At 46.9% G+C, this 25,406-nt stretch carries 23 protein-coding genes; 4 read left to right on the top strand and 19 right to left on the bottom strand.

Annotated elements, in window-relative coordinates; genetic code table 11:
- Positions 1-55: 55 nt before the first annotated feature.
- The 8 genes from pnpS to JJQ88_RS21455 all read right to left on the bottom strand — a co-directional run bounded on the left by pnpS (position 56) and on the right by JJQ88_RS21455 (position 8,061).
- Positions 56-1,822: a two-component system histidine kinase PnpS gene (gene pnpS / locus JJQ88_RS06680; protein ID WP_210364953.1), complete on the bottom strand. Its 1,767-nt coding sequence runs from the start codon at positions 1,820-1,822 to the stop codon at positions 56-58.
- Complete coding sequence (locus JJQ88_RS06675; RefSeq protein ID WP_210364952.1) at positions 1,819-2,535, bottom strand: response regulator transcription factor; 717 nt, start codon at positions 2,533-2,535, stop codon at positions 1,819-1,821. Before JJQ88_RS06675 ends, pnpS begins: the two co-directional genes overlap by 4 nt.
- Before the next feature lie 138 nt (positions 2,536-2,673).
- Complete coding sequence (locus JJQ88_RS06670) at positions 2,674-3,150, bottom strand: MaoC/PaaZ C-terminal domain-containing protein (RefSeq protein WP_210364951.1); 477 nt, start codon at positions 3,148-3,150, stop codon at positions 2,674-2,676.
- 324 nt (positions 3,151-3,474) lie between these two features.
- On the bottom strand, positions 3,475-4,413 hold the full coding sequence (gene mdh / locus JJQ88_RS06665; protein WP_210364950.1) for a malate dehydrogenase: 939 nt from the start codon (positions 4,411-4,413) through the stop codon (positions 3,475-3,477).
- A gap of 95 nt (positions 4,414-4,508) precedes the next feature.
- A complete protein-coding gene (gene icd / locus JJQ88_RS06660; RefSeq protein ID WP_210364949.1) occupies positions 4,509-5,777 on the bottom strand; it encodes an NADP-dependent isocitrate dehydrogenase in 1,269 nt (422 codons plus the stop codon).
- A 203-nt stretch (positions 5,778-5,980) separates the two neighbouring features.
- Complete coding sequence (citZ, locus tag JJQ88_RS06655) at positions 5,981-7,099, bottom strand: citrate synthase (RefSeq protein ID WP_210364948.1); 1,119 nt, start codon at positions 7,097-7,099, stop codon at positions 5,981-5,983.
- Between the two features lie 376 nt (positions 7,100-7,475).
- On the bottom strand, positions 7,476-7,934 hold the full coding sequence (locus JJQ88_RS06650; RefSeq protein WP_210364947.1) for a DUF441 domain-containing protein: 459 nt from the start codon (positions 7,932-7,934) through the stop codon (positions 7,476-7,478).
- Positions 7,927-8,061 (bottom strand): hypothetical protein, encoded by a 135-nt coding sequence (locus JJQ88_RS21455; protein WP_282597669.1) that lies wholly within the window; start codon positions 8,059-8,061, stop codon positions 7,927-7,929. Before JJQ88_RS21455 ends, JJQ88_RS06650 begins: the two co-directional genes overlap by 8 nt.
- 158 nt (positions 8,062-8,219) lie before the next feature.
- On the opposite strand from JJQ88_RS21455, the gene ytvI reads away from it, so the two are divergent.
- Positions 8,220-9,347, top strand: coding sequence for a sporulation integral membrane protein YtvI (ytvI, locus tag JJQ88_RS06645; RefSeq protein ID WP_210364946.1), 1,128 nt, complete (start codon positions 8,220-8,222; stop codon positions 9,345-9,347).
- A 28-nt stretch (positions 9,348-9,375) separates the two neighbouring features.
- On the opposite strand, the gene JJQ88_RS06640 is transcribed toward ytvI, so the two are convergent.
- The 8 genes from JJQ88_RS06640 to dnaE form a co-directional block, all read right to left on the bottom strand.
- Positions 9,376-9,762 (bottom strand): FxsA family protein, encoded by a 387-nt coding sequence (locus JJQ88_RS06640; RefSeq protein ID WP_210364945.1) that lies wholly within the window; start codon positions 9,760-9,762, stop codon positions 9,376-9,378.
- Positions 9,763-10,169: 407 nt separating this feature from the next.
- Entirely contained in the window at positions 10,170-11,930 is a 1,761-nt protein-coding gene (gene pyk, locus JJQ88_RS06635) for a pyruvate kinase (protein WP_210364944.1), read from the bottom strand.
- Between the two features lie 32 nt (positions 11,931-11,962).
- A complete protein-coding gene (pfkA, locus tag JJQ88_RS06630) occupies positions 11,963-12,922 on the bottom strand; it encodes a 6-phosphofructokinase (protein WP_210364943.1) in 960 nt (319 codons plus the stop codon).
- A gap of 358 nt (positions 12,923-13,280) precedes the next feature.
- Positions 13,281-14,258, bottom strand: a complete 978-nt coding sequence (gene accA / locus JJQ88_RS06625) for an acetyl-CoA carboxylase carboxyl transferase subunit alpha (RefSeq protein WP_210364942.1) — start codon at positions 14,256-14,258, stop codon at positions 13,281-13,283.
- Positions 14,243-15,121: an acetyl-CoA carboxylase, carboxyltransferase subunit beta gene (accD, locus tag JJQ88_RS06620; protein WP_210364941.1), complete on the bottom strand. Its 879-nt coding sequence runs from the start codon at positions 15,119-15,121 to the stop codon at positions 14,243-14,245. Before accD ends, accA begins: the two co-directional genes overlap by 16 nt.
- Before the next feature lie 169 nt (positions 15,122-15,290).
- A complete protein-coding gene (locus JJQ88_RS06615; protein WP_210364940.1) occupies positions 15,291-15,917 on the bottom strand; it encodes a FadR/GntR family transcriptional regulator in 627 nt (208 codons plus the stop codon).
- Between the two features lie 7 nt (positions 15,918-15,924).
- Positions 15,925-17,163, bottom strand: coding sequence for an NADP-dependent malic enzyme (gene ystJ / locus JJQ88_RS06610; RefSeq protein ID WP_210364939.1), 1,239 nt, complete (start codon positions 17,161-17,163; stop codon positions 15,925-15,927).
- A 98-nt stretch (positions 17,164-17,261) separates the two neighbouring features.
- The gene (dnaE, locus tag JJQ88_RS06605) at positions 17,262-20,624 is read right to left on the bottom strand and encodes a DNA polymerase III subunit alpha (protein WP_210364938.1); all 3,363 of its coding nucleotides are present in this window, start codon (positions 20,622-20,624) and stop codon (positions 17,262-17,264) included.
- 160 nt (positions 20,625-20,784) lie between these two features.
- On the opposite strand from dnaE, the gene ytrH reads away from it, so the two are divergent.
- The gene (ytrH, locus tag JJQ88_RS06600; RefSeq protein ID WP_210365015.1) at positions 20,785-21,114 is read left to right on the top strand and encodes a sporulation membrane protein YtrH; all 330 of its coding nucleotides are present in this window, start codon (positions 20,785-20,787) and stop codon (positions 21,112-21,114) included.
- A gap of 1 nt (position 21,115) precedes the next feature.
- A complete protein-coding gene (ytrI, locus tag JJQ88_RS06595) occupies positions 21,116-21,622 on the top strand; it encodes a sporulation membrane protein YtrI (RefSeq protein ID WP_210364937.1) in 507 nt (168 codons plus the stop codon).
- Positions 21,623-21,659: 37 nt separating this feature from the next.
- On the opposite strand, the gene JJQ88_RS06590 is transcribed toward ytrI, so the two are convergent.
- Positions 21,660-22,595 carry a DHH family phosphoesterase gene (locus JJQ88_RS06590; protein WP_210364936.1) on the bottom strand — a complete coding sequence of 312 codons (936 nt, stop codon included), beginning with the start codon at positions 22,593-22,595 and terminating at the stop codon, positions 21,660-21,662.
- Positions 22,596-22,752: 157 nt separating this feature from the next.
- Here JJQ88_RS06590 and JJQ88_RS06585 point away from each other — a divergent pair, with 157 nt between their 5' ends.
- Positions 22,753-23,052 (top strand): YtpI family protein, encoded by a 300-nt coding sequence (locus JJQ88_RS06585; protein ID WP_210364935.1) that lies wholly within the window; start codon positions 22,753-22,755, stop codon positions 23,050-23,052.
- A 552-nt stretch (positions 23,053-23,604) separates the two neighbouring features.
- Here JJQ88_RS06585 and JJQ88_RS06580 read toward each other — a convergent pair.
- Together JJQ88_RS06580 and JJQ88_RS06575 are read right to left on the bottom strand one after the other, a co-directional pair.
- Positions 23,605-24,924 (bottom strand): CBS domain-containing protein, encoded by a 1,320-nt coding sequence (locus tag JJQ88_RS06580; RefSeq protein WP_210364934.1) that lies wholly within the window; start codon positions 24,922-24,924, stop codon positions 23,605-23,607.
- 174 nt (positions 24,925-25,098) lie between these two features.
- Positions 25,099-25,347, bottom strand: coding sequence for a hypothetical protein (locus JJQ88_RS06575; RefSeq protein ID WP_210364933.1), 249 nt, complete (start codon positions 25,345-25,347; stop codon positions 25,099-25,101).
- Positions 25,348-25,406 lie beyond the last annotated feature (59 nt).

Raw genomic sequence — 25,406 nt, 5'->3', positions numbered from 1 at the left:
CATGATAATATGCGATTAAGCAAAAACACCGGCCGAAAATTCGGCCGGTTCCAGTTTATTGAGGAAAAATCTTAAATAGCTTGATCTTGAAGGCAGTGCCTTTCCCTGTCTCGCTTTCCACTTCGATACTCCCTTTATGCGCCTCAATAATATGCTTGACGATCGCAAGACCTAACCCAGTGCCTCCTGAGTTCCGGCTTCTTGCTTTATCAATCCGGTAAAACCGCTCAAAAATTCTTGGAATCTCTTTCTTTTCAATACCAATCCCGGAATCCTTGACGATAATCGAAACCGCATCCTTCAACTCCTCAACCGTTATCGTGACTGTGCTTCCATTGGGGGAATAGGTAATCGCATTGCTGACAAGATTGATGAACACTTGTTTGATGCGATCAGCATCTCCTTCGATCACAATATCCTCGCCGGGATCTTCATAAACAAGGTTGATCGCTTTTTCTGAAGCTCTTTTCTTAAGGATTTCCAGCACATCAGTGATTTCTCTCCTCAAATCCACCAGTCCCAGTGTCAGCTTGAATCCATGCTGTTCTATTTTCGAAAGATCAAGCAAATCCTGGATAAGGACCTGAAGGCGATCGCTTTCCTTCAGGATGATTTCGAGGAAGGCTCGAAGTGTGTCTTTGTCATTCAACGCCCCATCAAGAAGTGTCTCGGAAAATCCCTTGATGGAAGTGATCGGCGTTTTCAGTTCATGCGAAACATTCGCAACAAAGTCCTTGCGCATTTGTTCGAGCTTTTTCAATTCGGAAATATCATGGAACACTAGCAAAATCCCTTTCCAGACATTGTTAGTCCCGATGATTGGTACACCATACACCTCGAAATGTCGCCTTTCAATATCGAGGGGGAGGACAATCTGCCTCCTGACCTTTTGTTCAGTCATGAATATTTCTTCAATCATTTCAGTGATCTCATTATGCTCGATGACTTCGTAATACAGCTTATCCAAATACTCCGACGTGTCCACTCCGAATATTTCCTTATACGGGCGGTTGACCAAATTGATATAACCCCTGCTGTCAATCAGGATCAGGCCGCTGCCCATATTCTCGATCAATGTAGTCAGCCGGTCTTGCTGGGATTCCTTAAGCTTCATCAGATCCTGCAAATTCCTGGCAAGGACGTTAATGGATGCACTGAGCATACCGGTTTCATCGATATGGTCCTCATATGTCCTGGCCCTGTAATTCCCTTTCGCCAGTTCAATTGCGACATTGGTGGCTGACTCGATTGGTTTTGTATATCGGTTAGTGATCCTTGTCCCAAGGAGAATGATGACAACTAGAGCAAGCCCAAGGCTGACCGTCAAAATCCACCAGATCTGGGTGTACGCTTTCTTCAACTCATCGACCTTGGTCGTCAAAAAGATGTAGCCTTCTATTTCTTCTTGATGGACGAGCGGCATCCAATAGTAGTGAAGGTCATAGCCTCCGCCAATTTCAAGTTCATCTTGTTTGTCAGGCCGATCATCAATGATATCGCCGATAATTTCCTTATGCCTGCTGATGTTTGTGCTGGATATTCCGCCTGTGTCATAACGGATATCCCCTTCCAAGTCGACCAGTGTGATCCGTGCGTCCAGTAAATCGCCCATCCGGGAAATTTCAGTCTTATCCAGTGACTCCAAGCCACCATTTTGCTCAATATGGGCAGTCAGCATGCTCATTTCGATTTTCAGGCGTTCATTGAAAGTATTGATGTAATAATTCTTGAATAATTGTCCAAGAAGCAATCCAAGGCCAAGCAAAACAATGATAATCAGGGTGATCAGCGCAAAAAGGAGGCGGGTGCGATACTTTGTCATTCTCCTTTCGGTTCCTCCAGCTTGTAGCCCAATCCGCGGATTGTTTTGATATAAGATGGTTTTTTCGTGTTCTGTTCCACTTTTTCACGCAAGTGGCTGATATGTACATCGACAATCCTTGTATCACCTGCAAAATCATAATTCCAGACCGCTCTCAATAGCTGGTCACGAGTCAATACCCTGCCTTTATTCTTCGCCAGGTACAGGAGCAGTTCGAATTCCTTTGGCGTCAATTCAAGCAGTTCACCCATGAAATATGCTTCATAAAAATCAGGAAGGATTTTCAAGTCCCCAATCTTTATTTGGCTCTCATCTTCCAGTGCATCTTCGGCCGTCTCAGGCTGTGCCTGTGCCCTTCTCAGGATCGCTTTCACCCGGGCAAGCACTTCGCGCGGACTGAAAGGCTTCGTCATGTAATCGTCTGCCCCTAGTTCCAGGCCCAGGACCTTGTCAAACTCATCATCCTTCGCTGTCAGCATTAAGATCGGGACCATGATTTTCTGCTGGCGAAGCTGTTTGCACACTTCAATCCCATCCAGCTTCGGAAGCATTAAATCCAAGATCATCAAATCCGGTTTTTCCTCTGCCGCTGCCTTGATCCCTTCTTCCCCATCCATAGCCGTGACTACTTTGTAGCCTGCTTGCTCCAGGTTATACTGCAGCAATGTCAGGATTGACTGCTCATCATCAACAACCAAGACCTTCTTGTCCATACAAGCCTCCAAAAAAGTTATTACCCCTGTTTCATCCAATAGCTATATCCATTATACTATCAATCCGGCCGCTAAAATCAAATCTAAAACGCAAAAAAATGAGATGCACAATGGTAACCAGCGCATCTCCTGTTAACTTCAAAAGTTTTCTAATGCTGTCCCATCCATTTTCTGGACAGGATAGGGTGGACAAACCAGTAATTTGCCGCTGATGACCGTTTCATCTCCCTCTTTTTTTCCTGAGACTGTGATTTCCACCGTATGTTCCTCCCTGTGGATATCCGTCACTTCAAACAGGAACTGGACCGTGTCATAATGGTACACAGGCTTCAAAAACTCGATGTCCTGCTTCAGAATATGGCTTCCTGGTCCCGGGAGATATTTGGATACAGCAGAAGTAATGATTCCTGACAGCATGATCACCGGGACAATAGGCTTTCCATATGGTGTTTGTGATGCATAGTCATGCTGGATGTACAAAGGATTGGCATCATTTGTCAACCCTAAATAAAGAAGAAGGTCCTTGTCCTCGATTTTCTCGGTTAGCGTCAATTTTTCCCCTGCCGTCATTTCTTCCAGATTCCTGCCAAGTTTGCGTTTTTTTCCAAGCAGCATAGCATTTACCCCTTTGCAATAGATGTTCAACATCGATTAAACTTCATACCCCATCCTCGGATATTCTATATCAATTTGCAAAAAAATCGGGGAATATTCCCCGATTTTTTAATTGAAGGCTGTTTTAGTCATGATCTTTGCTCTTGAATCAGCGGCTGTCTTCAACCTCAGGCGCCTGCTCTCCCATGTCGAGCGGGCAATACGCTCAGGCCTTCTTAGCCTGCAGGATCCGCTCGCTCGTCCCTTCTGTTCCAGATGGAGTCCGGTACATGCCCGTTTCAGCCTATAGAAAAGAGTCAGATTGAACGTACCTTCTTAAGCAATCTATGCCAGAACTGACATTACATTGCGAACAGATTCGGCAGACTTGTCCAGTGCTGCTCTTTCATCTTCCGTCAGCTCAAGCTCGATTACTTTTTCAATGCCGCCGGCACCAAGGATTGTCGGTACACCAAGGTAAATTCCTTCGTAGCCGTATTCACCTTCAAGATAAGCGATAGCCGGAAGGACACGGCGCTGATCCTTCAGGATGGCTTCACACATTTCAACCAATGAAGCTGCCGGAGCATAATAAGCGCTTCCGTTCCCAAGCAGGTTGACGATTTCGCCTCCGCCTTTGCGGGTGCGTTCCACAATCGCATCAAGACGCTCTTTTGGAATCAATGTTTCAAGCGGGATTCCGCCAGCATATGAATAGCGGACAAGAGGTACCATGTCATCACCATGGCCGCCGAGGACAAAACCTGTGACATCTTTGACGGACAGGTTCAATTCCTGGGCAATGAAAGTACGGAAGCGGGCTGTATCCAATACACCTGACTGTCCAATTACACGGTTTTTCGGGAAGCCAGACTCTTTGAAGATTGTATAAGTCATCGCATCAACCGGATTCGTGAGGACGACGATGAACGCTTCAGGAGAATGCTTTGCGATTTCCCTGGCGACACTCTTCATGATTTTTTGGTTTGTCTGAACCAGGTCATCACGGCTCATGCCTGGCTTACGTGCAATCCCGGCAGTAACGACAACGATATCAGAGTTTTTTGTGTCCTCGTAGTTGGATGTGCCAATGATGTTAGCATCAAAACCCTGGACAGGGCTAGCCTCAAGCATATCAAGAGCTTTCCCTTTTGTCGGGTTTTCCATTTGCGGGATATCAACTAACACAACATCCCCAAGCTCTTTCTGTGCCAGTAGAAATGCAGTTGTTGCTCCTGTGAATCCTCCACCAATGACAGAAATCTTCTTGCGCTTCAATGACATGGTATTTCCTCCTCAATTCATATGGTTTGACATGCGGAAATTTTATGAAAAAGCTATCCGCCAAACATTCCCTTGGCGGACAGCCCTCTACCTAATTACTCCATGTTCTTGATCAGTTCATCGCCGAATTCGGAAGTCTTGACTTCAGTTGCGCCGTCCATCAGACGGGCAAAGTCATATGTCACGACTTTCGAAGCAATGCTTTTCTCCATTGACTTCACAATCAGGTTCGCAGCTTCAGTCCATCCAAGATGCTCGAGCATCAATACACCTGAAAGGATGACAGAGGATGGATTTACTTTGTCAAGGCCTGCATACTTTGGAGCAGTTCCGTGGGTCGCTTCGAAAATAGCATGTCCAGTTTCGTAGTTGATGTTCGCACCTGGAGCGATACCAATTCCTCCTACCTGTGCAGCAAGAGCATCGGAAATGTAGTCGCCATTCAGGTTCATTGTCGCAACGACATCGAATTCCTTCGGACGCGTAAGGATCTGCTGAAGGAAGATGTCCGCTATCGCATCTTTAACAATGATCTTGCCTGCTGCTTCTGCATCGGACTGTGCTTTGTTCGCTGCGTCTGCACCTTGCTCTTCCTTGATTCTGTCATACTGGGCCCAAGTGAAGACCTTGTCGCTGAATTCTCTTTCCGCTAGTTCATAGCCCCAGTTTTTGAACGCGCCTTCCGTAAACTTCATGATATTGCCCTTATGTACTAGCGTAAGAGACTTGCGGCCTTCCTTGATCGCATAGTTGATCGCTGAACGTACAAGGCGTTCTGTTCCTTCCTTGGAAACCGGCTTGATTCCGATACCTGATGTTTCTGGGAAGCGGATTTTTTTGACACCCATTTCTTTCTGAAGAAAATCAATGACTTTCTTGACTTCTTCAGAACCGCTCGCATACTCGATACCCGCATAAATATCTTCTGTATTTTCACGGAAAATAACCATGTCAGTATCCTGAGGACGCTTTACTGGAGAAGGCACTCCTTCGAACCAGCGTACTGGACGCAGGCAGACAAACAGGTCAAGTTCCTGGCGCAGTGCCACGTTCAGGGATCTGATACCGCCGCCAACCGGTGTGGTCAGAGGCCCTTTGATCGCGATCAGGTATTCATTGATCAAATCAAGTGTTTCACTTGGAAGCCATTCGCCAGTCTTGTTGAACGCTTTTTCGCCGGCAAGGACTTCCTTCCAGACAATCTTGCGCTCTCCCTTGTAAGCTTTCTCCACTGCAGCATCCAGGACGCGGACAGCTGCTGCCCAAATATCAGGGCCTGTTCCGTCACCTTCGATAAACGGGACGACCGGATTGTTTGGTACATTCAATACTCCATTTTTAACCGTGATTTTTTCACCTTGCATTTTTTTCTCTCCCTCCAATATCATTCGCCTAACATTCGACACAATCAAAGGTTAGCAGGCGATGTGCCACTAACCTTTGATAGCCGGAAATCCGGCCGCTTCCTTACATGGATTTCACCAGCAGGGGAAGCAGGCCGAACTTTCTCCACTCTTCTATTACAGCAATTTTTTACCGAAAAGTAAAATCTGCTCTCTTTTTTTATCTAATCCCTTGCCTCAATTGCCACATATTCCTGTTTTCCAGGGCCAATATACTCGGCACGAGGACGGATGAGGCGGTTGTTGTCATACTGCTCCAGGATATGGGCAAGCCAGCCTGACACACGGCTCACAGCGAAGATCGGCGTGAATAAATCATGGTCGATTCCAAGGCTGTGATACACAGAAGCAGAGTAGAAGTCGACATTCGGCGGCAATTTTTTCTCGCCGGTTACGATTTCTTCGATCCTGGTGGACATTTCATACCAGTGAGGCTCCCCAGTAAGTTCGGTCAGCTTCTTGGACATCTCCCTCAAATGCTTGGCGCGAGGGTCTCCCTGGCGATATACGCGGTGTCCAAAGCCCATGATCTTTTCTTTGTTCGCCAGCTTGTTGCGGACAAACGGCTCGACATTTTCAAGTGAACCGATTTCAGTAAGCATCTTCATAACCGCTTCATTCGCACCGCCATGAAGTGGGCCTTTAAGCGCGCCAATCGCTGCAGTCACCCCGGAATAGACATCCGAAAGAGTCGCGACACAAACTCGGGCGGTGAATGTGGATGCGTTCAGCTCGTGATCAGCGTGCAAGACGAGCGCCTTATTCATCGCTTCTACGGCGATTTCATCCGGCTCTTCGCCTGTCAGCATATAAAGGAAATTAGCTGCGAAGCTGAGGTCTTCCCTCGGCGCGACAGGTTCAAGGCCTTTCCTGACCCTTGCGAACGCGGTTACAATGGATGGCATTTTCGCCTGGAGGCGAATGGCTTTTTCATAGTTCGCTGATTGTTCCATTACGTCTGCTTCATCATCATATAATCCTAAAAGAGATACAGCCGAGCGAAGTGCAGCCATAGGATGGACTTTATCGATCGGGTACATCTTGAAATGATCAAGAACTTCTTTTGGCAGTGCAGAGTTTTGTGCAAGCTGCTGCTTCAACTCTTCCAATTCCGCTTTATTAGGAAGTTTTCGATGCCATAGAAGATAGATAACTTCTTCAAAACTTGCATTTTCAGCGAGGTCATCGATATCATAGCCAACATAAGTCAGCGTATCATCGATGATTGAGCTGATGGAAGAGGTTGTAGCGACTACCCCTTCAAGTCCCCGTGTTACTGTCATACAAAATCTCTCCTTTGTAGTTAATTTTCCCCTATCCCATTTGTCTGCTTTTTATAGAGCTGTTGTTCAACAGCAATCAGAAAAAAATTCTGACAGATTATTAGCCCGGAGGCTGTACAAAGCTGGATGGCTCCCCAGCGACAGACCAATCATCAATGGATGCTTCCTGCCCAGTTGCCGTTCATCGAGCGCTTGCTCAGACAAATGGCAAAAAGAAAATGCTTACATTTCACTATAAGGAAAAAACAACCGCAGACTCCTGTCCGCCCATCCTGTAAAAGGATGGGAACAGTTACATGTCCTATTATAAACAATTATCAGACTTTTGTGAACGAAAAGAACTTAAAACAGGGGAAAATATTATTTTAAAAAAAGGCTACTTGAACAATTCGAATATTTTCATTGCTGCAAAAGCGATTCCCGCGCCAATCAGGGGGCCTACAGCAACCCCTTTGAACAGAGAGACGGCAAGGATGGTCCCTAATACAAGCGCCGTCGTGATATGCGGATCTTCAGCAAGCAATGTCACCCCGCCTTTCGCAAGCAATGCGACTGCCATGCCTGATATTAAGGCAATCCAGGCATATGGCGACTTAAAAGCCCCTGACAAATCTTTGAAGCCGATATCCCCACTGGCAATCGGGGCAAGGACTGCGATCGTTATGATTGTCACGCCCCAATTGATCCCCTTTCCCTGGATGAATGAAAAGGTCTTCGCTTCAAAGCCCGCCAGTTTCATCACAAGCAAAACGAGCACGGCAATGATCAGTGATTGGTTCTTTGCCACGAAGGCAATTCCCAACAGGATAAACAGAAACAATAAAGGTTCAAGCATTCATCTTCCATCCTTCCACGGTCAAAGCTATTTTAACATAATGAAAACCCATCTCCAAATCAGGATGCTCCCTACCAATCCTTCTCCCTCTTGACTGAAATATCGAAGTCATGAATGAAGCTGTCATGAACATTTCCTCCTTAAAAAGGATTTTTAAGATTGCCAGTCGAATCTTTTTTATAAATGCTCCGTATATTACTGTAAGCTTTCGGAGACGTCTGCCAGCTGGTATGATATAAAAATATGGCCCTTCCAGCCGGTCAAGATTAAAAGGAGGAAATTTGCTTGAATCACGTATACATTAACAGGGCATTAAGATTCATCCTGGTCATCGGCTCTGTCATAGCCGGGGCACTGGCTTTGTTTTATGTTTCAAAGGTTACATACCCATTCATCATCGGCTTCATCATTGCATTCATGATGAATCCCCTCGTCAATTTCCTTGTTGCCAAAGCAAAGATGCCTCGGGCCCTTGCTGTAATTGTAGGCTTGACCCTGATCTTCTCGGTCTTTGCAGGGTTGATCACTTTGCTTGTAGTAGAAATTGCTTCAGGAGCCGAATACCTCGCCCGTGTCGTTCCTGAACATCTCGTCACCTTGATCGATTATATCGAGCATTTATTCGCCGCGCAGATCATCCCGCTCTACAACCAGCTGACCGGGCTATTTCAGAACCTTGAAACAGGCCAGCAGGATACGATTGTGGAAAACATCCAGAACGTCGGGGCGACCATCGGAGCGACTGCCGGAAATTTCATCAAGAATTTTTTTGAAAAAATCCCCAATATCCTGTCATGGTTCCCGAATGCGGCAACCGTCCTGATCTTCTCCCTTCTCGGGACATTCTTCATCAGCAAAGATTGGTACCGGCTGTCGGCATTGGGGACCAGGCTGTTGCCAGCAAAAGCGAAGCACAGCAGCAAAACTGTATTCGCAGATTTGAAGAAAGCACTTTTCGGATTCGTCAAAGCCCAGGCAACCTTGATTTCGCTTACGACCGTAATCATCCTGATCGGCCTTTTGATCCTGAGGGTCGACTACGCTATTACAATCGCACTTATAACTGGGATTGTTGATATCATTCCATACCTCGGGACTGGAGCAGTTTTCGTTCCTTGGATTATTTATGAAGCGATTGCCGGGGAAATGAGCATGGCGATCGGACTTGGGATCCTTTACATAGTTGTCCTGGTCCAGCGGCAGGTGATGGAGCCGAAAATCCTGTCATCCAGCATCGGGCTTGATCCGCTTGCAACGCTGATTGCTCTTTTTGTCGGCTTCAAGACGATTGGATTCCTTGGGCTCATTGCCGGCCCTGTCACTCTCGTCATTTTCAAAACCCTGCAGCGCGCGAATGTCTTCCGCGATCTGTGGGCCTTCATCAAAGGAAATAATCAGCCTGTCATAAAGTAGAAAAACGCCAATCCATGTTGGCGTTTTTCTAACGAATGACTTTGATTGTTCCTTTGTTGATCCAATTCCGGAACAGCTTCAGCATCAAAGCCTTGAAGAATTTCCTCGTTGGCGGAGCGAGCAGCAGGAAACCGGTGGTATCGGTCACAAAGCCAGGCGTCAATAGCAAAGTGCCGCCAACCAGGACACTTATGCCATCAAGAATCGCATCCCCAGGCATCATTCCTCTTCGTAATTGCTCCTGTGCCCTCCTGATTGTCTCCAGCCCCTGCTGCTTCGCAAGGTAAGCTCCAAGGACACCAGTGAAGATGATGAGAAGGATGGTCGGCCAAACACCGATCAGCTGGCCGGAAACAAGCAGGATGCCAATTTCGGCAGCTGGAACTATGATTATTAACAGAAAAAGATACTTCATGCTACACCTCTTATTATCTGCCTGTCACTTTTAATTATATTTGCGGTTTTCAGCCGAAACAAATTTTTGGTCCAAGAAAAAGCTCTTTGAAGAAGGTGCATATGCCACTGCGACATCCCTGCGGCAAGTCTGGGGGATGAAACCAGCAGCGATCTTGCCGTCTCGGATAGGGCCTGCCCAGGAATCCCCCCTGGATGCTTTGCGGATGCAGGCGGCGCAGGGCAGAATCACCCCCTGCTTCAAAGCTTCAATACCGGCTTCTCTAACTATATTTTCCCCTCAAGGGCACCTCCTGGAAGCGCAACAAGGGTTGAAGCGGATGAATGTTTGAACTGGAAGAGGCGCCCGTGTGCAATAACCAGTTGAAAAGAAGGATGGGATTGCCCCACCCTTCTTATATTTTTCTGTTAAAGAACACTTGCATGCCCGTTATAGATGACACCTCTGGCAGAATCAACAGTGATTTCCTGCCCATCGCGGAACAGTTTCATCGCATTTTCGACACCAACGATGACGGGGATGCCAAGATTCAGGCCGACAACAGCCGCATGGCTTGTCAATCCGCCTTCCTCTGTGATCAGTGCGCTGCACTTCTCGAGGGCTGGCACCATTTCACGGTCAGAGCCTATCGTCACCAGGATGCTGCCTTCCTTGACTTTGTCCAATGCTTCCTGGGCATCCTTGGCAATGACGACCTTCCCATATGCTGATTTCCTGCCGATTCCTTGTGCTTTCGCAAGGATATCACCAACTACGTGGATCTTCATCAGGTTCGTTGTTCCGGCTTCACCGACAGGGACTCCGGCTGTGATGACAACCAGATCGCCATGTGAAACAAGACCGCTGTTCACACTGACATCAACTGCCAGATCCAGCATTTCATCCGTTGTTTCAGCCTTCTGGCCAAGAAGCGGATAAACGCCCCAGACAAGCGCAAGCCGGCGGACTACATGATCGTTAGATGTGGAGGCAACGATTGGCGCCTTAGGACGATATTTAGAAATCATCCGGGCTGTATGCCCGCTCTCTGTCGGAGTGATGATTGCATTGACGTCAAGGTTCAACGCTGTATGCGCAACCGATTGTCCGATCGCATCGGTCATATTGTGATCTGATTCCTTGCTTCTCGCTGATAATAACTCTTTGTGGTCAAGCGCCTGTTCTGCCCTTGAAGCAATGCTATGCATTGTCTGTACAGCTTCAACAGGATACAGGCCTGCTGCCGTCTCACCTGAAAGCATGATTGCATCAGTACCATCGAAGATTGCATTTGCAACATCGCTTGCTTCCGCACGGGTAGGTCGTGGATTGCGCTGCATGGAGTCTAGCATTTGCGTTGCCGTAATGACCGGCTTGCCTAGTGCGTTACATTTTTTGATCAATTCTTTTTGGACAAGAGGTACTTCTTCTGCAGGAATTTCAACTCCAAGGTCCCCACGCGCTACCATAAGTCCATCGGAAACTTCAAGAATTTCATCAATGTTGTCTACGCCTTCCTGATTCTCAATCTTTGGGATAATCTGGATATGAGTGCCGTCATGCTCTTCAAGCAACTGGCGGATTTCAAGGACATCCGAAGCCCTGCGGACAAATGATGCCGCAACGAAATCAATCCCCTGTTCTATTCCGAAAAGGATATCCTGGGCATCCTTTTCGGTGATGCCTGGAAGCTTGACTGAAACACCAGGAACGTTGACACCCTTCTTATTTTTTAACGTCCCGCTGTTCAAGACCTTTGTTCTAATTTCATTATTCGCTTTATCAATACTAGTCACTTCAAGACCGATCAAGCCGTCATCGAGGAGGATTTTTGCACCGGTATGGACATCTTCAATCAGACGATCATATGTTACAGAGAATTTTTCTGCTGTCCCGAGTACTTGTTCCATGGAAACGATGGTTTCCTGTCCTGTCTTAAGCTCGATAGCTCCGTTTTCCATTTCGTGTGTACGGATTTCTGGCCCTTTTGTGTCCAGCAGGATCCCGATGCTTTTTCCTGTCTTTTCGGCAGCTTCCCTGATGTTCTTGATACGGGCTGCATGCTCCTCGTGGTTTCCATGCGAAAAATTCAGGCGGGAAACATTCATGCCTGCTTCCATTAATTGAATTAGTTTTTCTACATTTTCACTTGCAGGGCCAATCGTACAAACAATCTTCGTTTTGCGCATAGCTCGCAACCTCCTGGTTCACTATAAAGAAATTATATCGATAATTCTTTCGATAATTTATATAAGTTAATATCAACAGTATGTTCTTTTGACAAAGCTTCGATGATGTCATAATCAACCAATTCATTTTTCTCGATGCCTACGGCCCGTCCGCCTCTGCCATCAATCAAAAGTTCAACCGCCCTCGCTCCAAGCCGGCTTGCCAGTACGCGGTCAAATGCTGTTGGAGAACCTCCACGCTGCACATGCCCCAGAACGGTGACCCTGGTATCGAAGTCTGTAGCTTCCTTAAGTTGTTTCCCGAATTCATATCCACTCATTACACCTTCGGCAACAATGATGATACTGTGCTTCTTGCCACGCTCATGGCCTTTTTTCAGCCTATTTGCAATATCCTCCATATCAGGATTGTCCTCAGGAATCAAAATTGTTTCCGCTCCACCGGCTAGTCCTGCCCACAGGGCTAGATCACCTGCATCGCGGCCCATCACTTCAATGATGAATGTCCTTTCATGTGAAGAAGCGGTATCACGGATTTTGTCGACGGCATCGATCACAGTATTCAGCGCGGTATCAAAGCCGATTGTGAACTCTGTTCCAGGAATATCGTTATCGATGGTTCCCGGAACGCTGACACACGGAAAGCCCTGTTCGGTCAGCGCCTTGGCTCCTCGGTATGAACCATCACCGCCGATGACGACCAGACCATCAATGTCAAGCTTTTTAAGCTGTTCGATTCCTTTTTGCTGCCCGTCTTTTGTTTTGAATTCGTCACAGCGCGCGGAATAAAGGAACGTGCCTCCACGGTGGATGATATCACCAACTGAACCTAATTCAAGCTTCTTGATATTGCCGTTGATGAGTCCTGCATAACCGCCGAAAACTCCATACACTTCCATCTCATGATAGATTGCCTTCCTAACGACCGCGCGAATTGCCGCATTCATGCCAGGGGCGTCGCCTCCGCTTGTCAAAACCCCAATCCTTTTCATAACCATCACCTCATTCAATTTCATCTATGTACATTTAAAAAATAATTCTCTTATGCTGGATAACCTGCCATCCTCCAGACGGGAACAGATTACCGTGAGTAGTTCTAAAATAACATGTACCCTCTAGTATCTCAACTGAATCCTCCATATTGACATAAAGACGGAATTATCGTATAACTGGAAGCGCTTTTAACCCTTTTTCCAGTTGAGGAAATGAATCAATGTCGTTCATTTCCTTGAAAGACGCTTCCCTTGCTTCCCTTCTGGAAGGAGCTGGGGCTCCCTGTCATGGAGCCGAAGCCGTCCCAAGAATGTCCACGATTCTCTATAAAAAATAAAACGTGCAATCATGCACGCCCTATTTTACTCCTATAAATTCGTTAGGAACCGAGTACTCGCCAATTCGTTTGTATTTTTGATATCTTTGTTCGATTATATCTTCTTCATTCATCGACAGTAAACTGGTCAATGATTCTTTTAGAATCTTATCCATATATTTGGCTTGCTGGGCCACATCTTTATGTGCGCCTCCTTTGACTTCGGGGATGATCTCATCGATGATTCCCAGCTCCTTTAAGTCAGGGGCAGTGATTTTCATTGTTTCTGCAGCTTTTTTCGCCTGTGATGCATCCTTCCAGAGAATGGCGGCGGCACCTTCTGGTGAGATGACGGAGTAGGTCGAGTTTTCCAGCATATGAATGTGATTTCCAACACCGAGCGCAAGGGCACCACCGCTTCCGCCTTCCCCGATGACGACGCAAACGACTGGTACCTTCAGCCCCGCCATTTCAAACAGGTTGCGGGCAATAGCCTCGCTCTGTCCGCGTTCTTCTGCCGCCTTTCCTGGATAGGCACCCTTTGTATCGATGAAGCATAGGATCGGACGCTTGAATTTCTCAGCCTGCTTCATCAGCCTCAAGGCTTTCCGGTATCCTTCCGGATGCGGCATCCCGAAGTTCCTGCGAATATTCTCCTTCGTATCCTTTCCCCTTTGATGGCCAATCACGGTCACCGGCACTCCATGGTATTTCGCAATCCCGCCTACGATGGCCTCATCGTCGGCAAATAGCCTGTCCCCATGGCATTCGAAAAAATCAGTGAAAAGCAGGGAAATATACTCAAGAGTCGTAGGCCTGCTTGGATGGCGGGCAATCTGTACACGGTCCCATGGTTTCATGTTATGGTATATTTCTGCCTCAAGCTTCTCCAGCCTGGCTTCCAGTTTGTTGATTTCAGCTGACAAATCGACATCTGTATTCTTCGTGAATTCTTTCAGTTCGCTGATTTTCTTGCGAAGCTCAATTACTGGTTTCTCAAATTCTAGTTCTCCTGCCATGCGAATCTCCCTCCTGGCTGATGGATTTCAAGGATCCCTGCGACCTTTTCCTTTAAATCAACCCTGGAAATGACCGCATCCAGCTGTCCGTGTTTCAGAAGGAACTCAGATGTCTGGAAATCTTCAGGCAGTTCCTCACGAATTGTCTGTTCAATGATCCTTCGGCCTGCAAAACCAATCAACGCTCCCGGCTCCGCGAGATTATAATCACCAAGCGAAGCAAAGCTCGCAGATACCCCACCGGTAGTTGGATGGGTCATGATCGATATGATCAAACCTCGATTGTCACTTAACCTTTTGAGAGCAACACTTGTTTTCGCCATTTGCATAAGGCTCAGAACGCCTTCCTGCATTCTTGCCCCGCCTGAAGCTGTGAAGATGATAAAAGGGATTGAAAGCTCATCGGCTTTTTCAATCGCTCTTGCTATTTTTTCACCAACAACAGAGCCCATGCTTCCCATCCTGAAGTTTGCATCCATGACCGCGATGACGACATCGTGGCCATTGACACTGCCAACCCCAGTCACGACAGCCTCATTCAGCTTTGTTTTCCGGCGATCCTTCTCAAGTTTTTCGGCGTATTCCGGGAAGCCCAATGGGTTGCCGGAGACAAGTTCATGGTCAAACTCCCTGAAGCTTCCTTCATCAAGGAAGCTTTTGATCCGTTCGGCTGAATCCATCTGGTGATGATACCCGCACTGGATACATACCTTGTTATTCTTATTCAATTCTTTTGTATACATAATCTTCTTGCAGCTCGGGCATTTTGTCATGATTCCTTCTGGGACATCCTGCTTCGCTGCTTCAGATGGGATCGTAGCGTATTTCTTCTTTTTTGTCTTAGTAAAAAGTTCTTTCAGCAAACAAAAACCCCCTCCGTCTTTTTGCTTATCTTATCCATAACCCTTTTAGTCCTATCAGACTAGTGGCCAGACCACTTAAGTGAAAAAGAAAGACCTGCAGCCTTCTAAGTTTTTGCCGGGCATGTCCTAAACTATATAACATCCTTTTTGCAAAAGATGCTGGATGCTGTCATCCATTCGCCGACATTTTCCGCAGCTTTCGATACTTTTCCAGGATCAGCTCTTCTTTTTTGCTTTCAAGCGCCTCAGCAAGATGATAATAATCTTCCTTTGCCGCAGGCGAGATTTTCAAATTAAGTGATTTATAATAATCATTCAGTATGTTCCATATCCGGTAAAAAAGATGATTATCCGCATATCTGGCAATTTTTTTGAAAAATTCCTCATCCTCAAAATGTTCCCCTTTTATCCAGTCCTTTAGAAGCTGGCATTCGCCTTCATGCATTTTAGCAGCAGAAAGGTATAAGCAATCTATTTCAATCATGTATTTTGTTTCGACCACGTCCAACTTTGCTTTTTCATCCTGCAGGATGAAGGTGCTTAATAATTGGACAAGCTGATTTCCCCGAAAATCCCTGATGAAGGTCCCTTCTCCCCTCCTAGTTTCAATCAGTCCGAGGAGTTCCAGCGCCCGCAGGGCCTCCCGAACGGAGGAGCGCCCTGCATTGAGGCGCTCTGAAAGTTCACGTTCCGAAGGAATCTTATCTCCGATTTTCAATCCATCTTTTTCAATTATTTTTCTTAGCTGCCTGACAATCTCCACGTATACCTTTGTGTTCTTTTTAGGTTGGACCACTCAGCGTTCACTCACCTTTTCCAATGGCCGCCAATCGCCTTGTACGTTCTTTTACTTCGTTGGGATCCACTTTAATCCGTGCAACTCCTGTTTCCATAGCTGCTTTTGCCACAGCGGCTGCCACTTCAGGCGCCACTCTTGGATCAAATGGACCCGGGATGACATAATCGCTTGATAGCTCCGAATCATGGATCAGGCCGGCAATTGCGTTAACGGCCGCAACCTTCATTTTCTCATTGATATGGGTTGCCCTTGCGTCAAGTGCGCCGCGGAAAATGCCCGGGAATGCCAGAACATTATTTACCTGGTTAGGGAAGTCGGAACGGCCTGTTCCTATCACCTTCGCACCTGCCGCCTTCGCTTCATCGGGCATGATTTCCGGAATTGGATTGGCCATCGCGAAAATGACCGGATCACGATTCATTGTCTGGATCATTTCTGTTGTCAGCGCCCCTGCGACTGATACGCCAATGAAGACATCAGCGCCTTTGATTGCTTCAACGAGGCTGCCTTTTACACTATCCCTATTTGTGAATTTAGCGACTTCATCCTTGATAGCGTTCATGCCGTTCGGCCGGCCTTCATAAATGGCGCCCTTCGTATCGCACATGATGATATCACGGACACCATAAGAATATAGAAGCTTGATGATGGCAATTCCTGCCGCACCTGCACCATTGGCCACCACTTTGATTTCATTCATTTTCTTCCCTGTAATCTTAAGGGCATTCACAAGCCCGGCCACTGTCACGATTGCCGTTCCATGCTGGTCATCATGGAAAACCGGGATATTCGTTTCCTTTTTCAGCCTTTCCTCGATCGCGAAGCAGCTTGGAGCCGCGATATCCTCCAAGTTGACGCCTCCAAAAGTAGGTTCAAGAAGCTTGACAGTATCAACAATCTTATCGATATCCGTCGTATTCAGGCAAATCGGGAATGCGTCAACCCCTGCAAAGCTCTTGAACAGTACGGCTTTTCCTTCCATTACAGGAAGTGCGGCCTCAGGTCCGATGTTCCCAAGGCCCAGGACAGCAGTTCCATCCGAAACAACCGCGACCATATTGCCTTTCATTGTATAATCATAAACAGTTTCCGGTTTATCATAAATTTCCTTGCATGGCTCTGCAACCCCAGGGGAGTAGGCAAGGCTTAAATCCCTGGCGTTCGTTACAGGCACTTTTGATTTTGACTCTAATTTCCCTTTATTTATGAGGTGCATGTGTAAAGCTTCTTCACGTAAAGTCAAGTTAGGTCCACTCCTTAATTTTGAAAAGTCGCCGTTTAAAGTGGTCTGACCACACATATTCTTTTCCAATATAACACAATTCTTTCCTTTGTAAAGGACTAATTTTTCAGGACTACATTGTTTTCGCCTAATTTCTTTCTAAGCATTTCCATGCTGCTGTCCGCTGCATCTGCCATGGACTCCCTGCCGAGAAAGAGCGTCTTTCCCGCTCCTTCATGATAGACAATGACAGGTATGTCGCCTGGATGCTTTTGTAAAAAAGCTTTAAGTTCATTCATCTTTTCCGCAAAATCCGCTTCCTTCTCGATCCTTACATAGAGAGCCGGCCTTTTCCCCTGAGATTTTGCTGCTTCTTTTTTCAGGTCCGGCACAGCGCGGACAATGAATTGGCTGTTTCCCTCCCTCGTTTCAAACCGGCCTTCGACAAGCGTGATTGTTCCTTTAGTCAATAAATGGCCAACCTGTTTGAAAACAGTCGGGAAAACGACCCCCTCAATCTCTCCGCTCGCATCACTTAAGGTTAGGAAAGCCATGGCTTCGCCCTTCTTCGTACGGATTTTCTTCTGCTCGGTTATGTAGACCCCGAGCCTTGCCCTTTGGCCTGCAGTGTGCGATGCGACCGGTTTTACGCCTGCAGCTTTGAATTCCTGTTCAAAGATAGATGCCGGGTGTTTCGATAAATATACTCCAAGCACTTCTTTTTCCATAGAGAGCTTATCTTCTATCCTCATTGGATCGACTTCCGTATATTTTGGCTTGAGTGAAAATTCGTCATCCTCAAACATATCGATTTGACCAGAACCCTCAGGAGCGACAAGCTGGGCGTGTTCAATCGCAACATCGATTGTCGCTAGCAGGACAGCGCGATCTTTGCCGAATTCATCAAAGGCGCCGGAATACACAAGGGCTTCAAGGACTTTTCTGGATGCTGCTTTATGCGGCACGCGGATGCAAAAGTCGAACACATCTTTAAACGGATGGTTCCTTCTTGCCTGGAATATCTCTTTAAGGGCTGCGATGCCGACACCTTTGATACCAGCAAGGCTGTAACGGACCCCGCCTCCTTCAGGAAGGAAGCTGAACGCACTTTTGTTGATTGATGGCGGGAAGAGTTTAATGTCCATTTGCTGCAATTCCCTGGCATATTGGGCGATTTTCGAATCGTTCCCGATTGCGGATGTAAGGAGTGCCGCCATGAAATATAGCGGATAATTAGCCTTCAAGTATGCAAGCTGATAGGCAATCATGCTATAGGCCACGGCATGGCTGCGGTTAAATCCATAATTCGCGAACCGGACGATCAGGTCATAGATTTTATTCGCCGTTCCCTCGTCATATCCTTTATTAAGCGCACCATTGATAAAATGGTCCCTTTCCTGTGACAGGACTTCCTTTTTCTTCTTGGAGACAGCCCTGCGGAGCAGGTCAGCTTCACCGAGCGAGAAGCCTGCCATGACAGATGCGATTTGCATGATTTGCTCCTGATAGACAATCACGCCATAGGTATTGGCCAAGACGGATTCCAGGTCTTTATGGTAGTAATCGATTGGTTCATTTCCATGCTTTCGGTTAATGAACAACGGGATATTTTCCATCGGCCCAGGGCGATAGAGTGCGTTGACTGCCACGATATCCTCGAAGCGGGTCGGCTTCAGTCTTGTCAGCACTTTTCTCATTCCCTCGGATTCAAGCTGGAAAATCCCGCTTGTCTCACCCCTGCTCAGGAGGCGAAACGTTTTTTCATCATTGAACGGAATATCATGGATATCGAACTTCCTTCCCGTCTTTTTATAAATCGAGGTAAGGATTGAGTCAATCAGGGTCAGGTTCCTCAATCCAAGAAAGTCCATTTTAAGCAGCCCGATTTCCTCAAGATGGTCCATTGAATATTGGGTCAGAAAGACATTGGACTGCCCTGACTGGATTGGAACGACATTCGTCAGCGGTTCCTCACTGATCACCACACCAGCGGCGTGCGTCGATGTATGGCGCGGCAGCCCTTCAATCTTGAGGGCAGTTTCGAGAATCCTTCTGTTTGAAAGGGATTCCTCCATGAAATTCCTGAGACCTTCCGATTCGGCAATCGCATCTTTGAGGGTGATGCCAAGCCGTGACGGCACAAGCCTGGAGAGACGGTCAAGCTCCTTTGGATTCAATCCGAAGGCTCGTCCGACATCCCTGACGGCTGCTTTGGCCGCAAGTGTCCCAAATGTGACAATCTGGGCGACGTGAAGCTCCCCATATTTCCCGGCGACATATTCAATCACCTCGTCCCTTCGATTGTCGGGGAAGTCGATATCAATGTCCGGCATCGATATGCGCTCTGGGTTGAGGAAGCGCTCAAACAGCAAACCATGTTTGATGGGATCGACATCCGTTATGAACAATACAAATGATACGATCGACCCAGCAGCCGAACCTCGTCCCGGTCCTGTGAGGATGCCTTTTTCCCTTGCGTATTTCATAAAGTCCCATACAATGAGAAAGTAATCACTGAAGCCCATTCTTTTGATGATCGACAGCTCATACTTTAGCCTGCCGATGTGTTCTTTGGAGGGTGATCCATAGCGCTCCCTAAGACCCTTGAAGCATAGGTCCTCCAATAATTCCCCTGCCTGTTTGCCTTGTCCTGCAGGATATTTTGGGAGATGCCTCGTTTCAAAGTCGAGCATGACATTGCAGCGTTCCGCGATGTCCAGCGTATTTTCGAGAGCTTCAGGATAATCTGAAAATAACTCGCACATTTCGGCGCTCGTCTTTAGGTAAAATTGGTCGCTTCCTAGCATTTCTCTTCCATCATCGCTGAGTTTATCTCCATTTTTGATCGCCAGCAGGCATTCCTGAGCGAACGAATCATCCCTTTTCAAATAATGGACCTGGTTTGCAGCCACGAGCGGTGTATCCGTCTCCGTTCCCAGCCGGGCAAGGCTCTCCATTAATTCCTGCTGCCCTGCAAGTCCGTGGTCCTGCAAGGACAGATAGAAATTCTCCCTTCCGAACATCTTCTTATACAATTCTACTGCCGCAGCGGCATTTCCTGTTTGGCCAGTTGATAAATAATACTCTATTTCCCCTTCGTTTCCTGGGGTTAAAGCAATAAGTCCTTCTGCATAATGCTTTAGCCATTTGATCGGGATTCCATCCGGAGATTTCGTCTGTACTGCACTCGAAATCTTGATCAGGTTTTGAAACCCCTGGTTATCCCTTGCGAGGAGGACAAGCGGAAACGAATCTCCTGCTGAAATATCGCTGATAATATCCGCAGTCAGTCCCATCAAAGGCTTGATCGAGTTCTTCAAGCACTCTTTATAAAACGCCACAGCCCCATGCATGACATTCCTGTCGGTCAGCGCCAGAGCGGGAAATCCTTTTTCCCTGGCATCGCGGACGAGCTGCCCGACTGTGGCAGTGCTTGTCAGGAGGCTATAGGCACTATAAACATGAAGGTGAATAAATGGCATCTTTCTCACACCCTTATGGTTTCTACTAGTATTATAGGCTGTAAGACAGCAAAAAGAAAATACGTTCTCATCCAATCCGCAACTTTAAACATATTGAAGGCAGGATGTCCATATGATGGAATTACAAGGGCATCAGACTTTTATCCAGAGGGTGGTTTCGATGAATCAGCCATTTGTTTCCCATCTTTTCGAAAGCTATTTCATTGCGCTTGGCGTTTTACTTGGCGGTTCTCTGGTTGGAGCGATCGCTTCCTTCCTGACAGGCCAGCCATTGCTGACAGAAATCAGCCGACTGTCGAACTCCATCCGGATCTGGGCGATCATCGCTGCGATTGGGGGCACGTTCGATACAGTCTACAGCTTTGAAAGAGGACTGCTCAATGGGGAAACGAAGGATATCTTCAAGCAATTTTTACTGATCCTGACCGCAATGGGAGGCGCGCAAACTGGAGCGCTCCTCATCAGTTGGCTGACACAGGAGCATGTCTGAAATGAGGATTCCTGCTTATTACCGCAAGCCTGCATGGCAGCGTTTCTTTTCCGGTATGGCTGTCGGTGCGATCTTGAGCTGGGTCTTGTTTTTATATATCAATGGCGTATGGATGGAAAAGAATGCGAAGAAGATCCATGAACAACAGGATAAAATCGCTGAACTCGAAAGCGATATAAAAATCTGGCAGGAAGATTATGCGGAACTGAACAAAAAAAACGAGGAAAAGCTGACTGTCCAGGAGATAAAAGTCAAAATCGCGAATGATAAAAAATACAAGCAGTACCTCGATGCGTTAAGCATCTATGAGATTGAAGAACAGACAAAAACCCAGCTGAATATGCTGCTTGCCAAAGACCTGGATTCCGTTTTCAAGAGCCGGGAGCTGATCACGAAGCTGATTGAAAGCCAGTCGATCCCTGTCAATGACAAACGATTCAAGCTGAAAATAAAATCGATGGTCATCTACACATCTGTCAGCATCCAGGTTGAAATCATGCTGGATTGAAATATGGATGGCCCTGCCTGACGGCGAGGGCCATTCGTTATTCTTTGCAAGCTTCGATCAGGTCGAATAGAACCTGGCCAACTTGTTCCCATGAATGGATCGAAGCGCCCGCAGCCAAGGGATGCCCGCCTCCGTTGTATTTCCTGGCAACACCGTTGATGACAGGCCCTTTTGAACGCAGGCGCACCCTTATTTGGTCTTCCTCTTCAATAAAAAACACCCATGCCTTGATTCCCGATACATTTCCCAGCTCGCTCACAAGCAGAGATGCTTCAGAGGGAATCACCGAATATCTCTTTAACAATTCTTGCTTCATCATGACGCTTGCCACGCCACTTTCATGCATTTCAAAATTCTGGAGGACATATCCATTTAATTTCACAACGTCTGCCGGCAGTTCATACATGCTATTATATAGCTCTGTCCGCGAAAAATCATAATGGATCAGTTCCCCTGCGTAAGCAAATGTTTTGTTCGTAGTGCTCGGGTACAGGAACCGCCCCGTATCGCCAACAATCCCGGCATACAGCAGTCTCGCTGCCTCGTCGTTCATCCTCAATCCTTCTTCCTTGGATGATAGATAAAGCTCATAGATCATTTCACTCGTCGAGCTTGCCGTTGTATCCACCCACTGAAGGTCCCCATATGGATCCTCATTCGGGTGATGGTCGATTTTAACGAGCATTTCCCCGCGTCGATAGCGGCCATCACAAATACGTTCAGCGTTTGCAGTGTCACATACGATCACAAGTGCACCTGCGAAAGCTTCATCAGGAACTGTGTCCAAACGCCTCAAATAATGGAGGGACCGCTCTTCCTGCCCAACTGTATAAATATTTTTCCCAGGATAGGATTCTTTAAGGATCTCTGCCAAGCCTCCTTGCGAACCGTAAGCATCAGGATCCGGACGGACATGGCGGTGGATGATGATTGTTTGATACTTTTTGATAGCTTCCAAAATTTGCGCTTTCATCTGTTTGCTCCTTCATCAAGTTCATATATTGATTATGACCATTTTTCCTGAAAAAGAAAAGAAAGATACATAGAAGGTGATGTTAGGGGACCCAGGGATGGAAATCATTCAGGATTAACGTTAAAATGGAATTGATTTTGAATTTGGGGGAAATGAAATGCCAATACTCGCAGCACTGATAGTCATATCTTTTGTATTTTATATTTACTATAAGGTGAAATATGTCCGCAGCCGTCGCCCGGCGGAACGCAAATGGCTTTCGGCAAAATCAAGCATCGCGCTTGGCCTGTTTGTAGCTCTGTTCGGCGTGAATCAGCTGTTCCTGTTCCATACAACCGTCACTTACATCGTGGCATCGATTTTCATCATCATCGGTTCAATGAGTGCGTGGGCCGGATTCAAGGCCTATAAATACTTTTTGCCAATCGCCGCAAAAGAGGCTGAAGAAGCAAAATGACGTGAAAACGGAAAGGCTGGTCACCAGGTCTATTTTCATATGCAGAAACGAAAAAGGCAGTCCAAGTGAATTTGGACTGCTCAGACTGTAGACAAACTCGATGAAAATCGTGTTTGTTTACAGTTTTTTTGTTGGTGCTGGAATGGGGCTGTTGATTTCCGTTCCAGGCGCTTCGCTTTCCGCGGGGCTGGCGGTGAGCCTCCTCACCGCCGTTGGCGTCTGCGGGGTCTCACCTGTCCAGCTGAGCCCGCAGGAGTCTACGCGCCTTCCACTCTAATCAACAGGACTTCCAAACTTAGCGTGGAACTAAACATAAGTCTATTTTAAAATAGATACATATAACGCTTGAGGGTTCGGAATGAAAACATTCCGAACCCCTTTTGTCTACAAACTGGGCAGTCCAAGTGAATTTGGACTGCTTTTTTTCTAGGTTAATTAGGTTTTTGATCAGCGTGTAAAGAGATCATCATTCCTTTGCTGGATGGATTCACGCCAACGACTCCTCTACTGCCTTACAAAATCCCCGTAAGACAAAAAAGCCCTACGTAATCCTTATTGCCTGTCAATGAGCTGGCACATCATCATCGCCTTTCCGACTAGGACACCATCATTATAGGCTTCGATGTCGACCTTCCCAAATTTCCTTCCGACTTCAAGAACGTTAGGATAAATTTCAATGATACTGTCAATCTGGACGGGCTTCATGAAATAAATCGTCATGTTCTCGACGACAAGGTCTCCTTTTTTATAGCCTCTTAACACTCTGTTCGCAGCTTCAGTCACGACTGTCGTAAACACCCCATAGGAAATCGTTCCGAGATGATTGGTCATTTGCGGGGTGACCTGGCAGCGGAATATGTCTTCATCCTTCGTTTTTCCCCTGGTGATCACAATCTGGCTGGTGATTGTATCATCTATTGTTTCCCCTACTTGGGGCTGGCGCTGAATCATTTGCAGGGCTTTCAGGACGTCCTGCCTGCTTACGATCCCAAGCAGCCTGTTCGAATCATCGACGACCGGCAGGACCTCGATTCCTTCCCAGACCATCATATGGGCTGAAGAAGCAACGCTTGTCTTTCCGCTGACAGTCATCGGATTTTTCGTCATGGTTTTTTCAATTGGTGTATCGAAATCGTGACCCATGGCATCCTTCGGAGTAACCATGCCGATCACCTTCATGCCGTGATCGACGACTGGAAAACGGCTGTGCAAAGTCTCCTCCTTATAACGGTACCAATCGGAGACTTTCTCATCGTTTCTCAGGAAGATGGTCTCGGAAACTGGTGTCAGGATATCCTCGACAAGGATGATTTCCTTTTTGATCAACTGATCATAAATCGCGCGATTGATCATGGTGGCAACTGTAAAGGTGTCATAGCTGCTTGATATGATTGGAAGCTGCAATTCATCTGCCAGCTTCTTGACATGGTCCTCAGCATCGAAGCCGCCTGTGACAAGGACGGCCGCCCCGGCTTTCAAGGCCTGCTCATGCGCCTTGTCGCGGTTTCCTACAATCAGCAGGTTCCCAGCACCTGTATAACGCATCATCGCCTCCAGCTTCATTGCGCCGATGACGAATTTATTGAGGGTTTTATGTAGACCGGCCTTCCCGCCGAGGACTTGACCATCAACGATATTGACAACCTCGGCAAAAGTGAGTCTCTCGATATTCTCTTTCTTCTTCCTCTCGATCCTGATTGTGCCGACACGTTCAATCGTGCTGACGTATCCCTTTACCTCGGCATCCTTGATGGCTCTGTAAGCAGTCCCCTCGCTCACATTCAGCGCCTTGGCGATCTGGCGGACCGAAATCTTTTCTCCTATTGGCAATTGATCTATATATTGAAGTATTTGTTCATGCTTTGTTGCCAAGTCTTTCACCCTTTATTTTAAATTTCCGATCTCTTAGTATATCTATCCATTTTCATTATAAAGTGAAAGAAGCCCTGATTCAATCGTACCAACAGGTTTATTATTAAATCGCGGTCCGCATTCCCTTCCAGCCGGATGGAACATCAGATTACCAAATAAAAAATGGCTGAATGATCAGCCAGCAAACAGACGAGCCTTTTTCTTTTTTCCAGGTCCGGTTATTGTTCTTCCGGAAATCCTGCTTTTCCTTGGCGAATACAGATAGGCTGCCAGGTTCCCCGCAAACACGAGCAGGCCGAAAAAAAGCCAGGAAGCGGCATAAATCCCTTCCATCCTTCCCTGCGCAAAGCTTAGCTCAGGAATCGCGATATAGAACATCAGCCCGCACAATAAAAGATACAATAAATAGCGGTTTTTCTTCATTTTCACCCTCCTAAGGTTGTCTCAATTAAATATCTATGCCAGCGGAAGAAAAAATAGCA

Source organism: Bacillus sp. REN3 (assembly GCF_017912555.1).
Taxonomy (GTDB): Bacteria; Bacillota; Bacilli; order Bacillales; family Cytobacillaceae; genus Mesobacillus.
The sequence above is the reverse complement of the archived record's forward strand: the minus strand, read 5'-3'. Positions and strand labels throughout refer to the sequence as shown.

Coding starts and splice junctions, on each gene's coding strand:
- pnpS (WP_210364953.1), bottom strand. CDS start 1,822: ATGACAAAGTATCGCACCCGCCTCCTTTTTGCGCTGATCACCCTGATT.
- JJQ88_RS06675 (WP_210364952.1), bottom strand. CDS start 2,535: ATGGACAAGAAGGTCTTGGTTGTTGATGATGAGCAGTCAATCCTGACA.
- JJQ88_RS06670 (WP_210364951.1), bottom strand. CDS start 3,150: ATGCTGCTTGGAAAAAAACGCAAACTTGGCAGGAATCTGGAAGAAATG.
- mdh (WP_210364950.1), bottom strand. CDS start 4,413: ATGTCATTGAAGCGCAAGAAGATTTCTGTCATTGGTGGAGGATTCACA.
- icd (WP_210364949.1), bottom strand. CDS start 5,777: ATGCAAGGTGAAAAAATCACGGTTAAAAATGGAGTATTGAATGTACCA.
- citZ (WP_210364948.1), bottom strand. CDS start 7,099: ATGACAGTAACACGGGGACTTGAAGGGGTAGTCGCTACAACCTCTTCC.
- JJQ88_RS06650 (WP_210364947.1), bottom strand. CDS start 7,934: ATGCTTGAACCTTTATTGTTTCTGTTTATCCTGTTGGGAATTGCCTTC.
- JJQ88_RS21455 (WP_282597669.1), bottom strand. CDS start 8,061: ATGACAGCTTCATTCATGACTTCGATATTTCAGTCAAGAGGGAGAAGG.
- JJQ88_RS06640 (WP_210364945.1), bottom strand. CDS start 9,762: ATGAAGTATCTTTTTCTGTTAATAATCATAGTTCCAGCTGCCGAAATT.
- pyk (WP_210364944.1), bottom strand. CDS start 11,930: ATGCGCAAAACGAAGATTGTTTGTACGATTGGCCCTGCAAGTGAAAAT.
- pfkA (WP_210364943.1), bottom strand. CDS start 12,922: ATGAAAAGGATTGGGGTTTTGACAAGCGGAGGCGACGCCCCTGGCATG.
- accA (WP_210364942.1), bottom strand. CDS start 14,258: ATGGCAGGAGAACTAGAATTTGAGAAACCAGTAATTGAGCTTCGCAAG.
- dnaE (WP_210364938.1), bottom strand. CDS start 20,624: ATGCCATTTATTCACCTTCATGTTTATAGTGCCTATAGCCTCCTGACA.
- ytrH (WP_210365015.1), top strand. CDS start 20,785: ATGAATCAGCCATTTGTTTCCCATCTTTTCGAAAGCTATTTCATTGCG.
- ytrI (WP_210364937.1), top strand. CDS start 21,116: ATGAGGATTCCTGCTTATTACCGCAAGCCTGCATGGCAGCGTTTCTTT.
- JJQ88_RS06590 (WP_210364936.1), bottom strand. CDS start 22,595: ATGAAAGCGCAAATTTTGGAAGCTATCAAAAAGTATCAAACAATCATC.
- JJQ88_RS06585 (WP_210364935.1), top strand. CDS start 22,753: ATGCCAATACTCGCAGCACTGATAGTCATATCTTTTGTATTTTATATT.
- JJQ88_RS06575 (WP_210364933.1), bottom strand. CDS start 25,347: ATGAAGAAAAACCGCTATTTATTGTATCTTTTATTGTGCGGGCTGATG.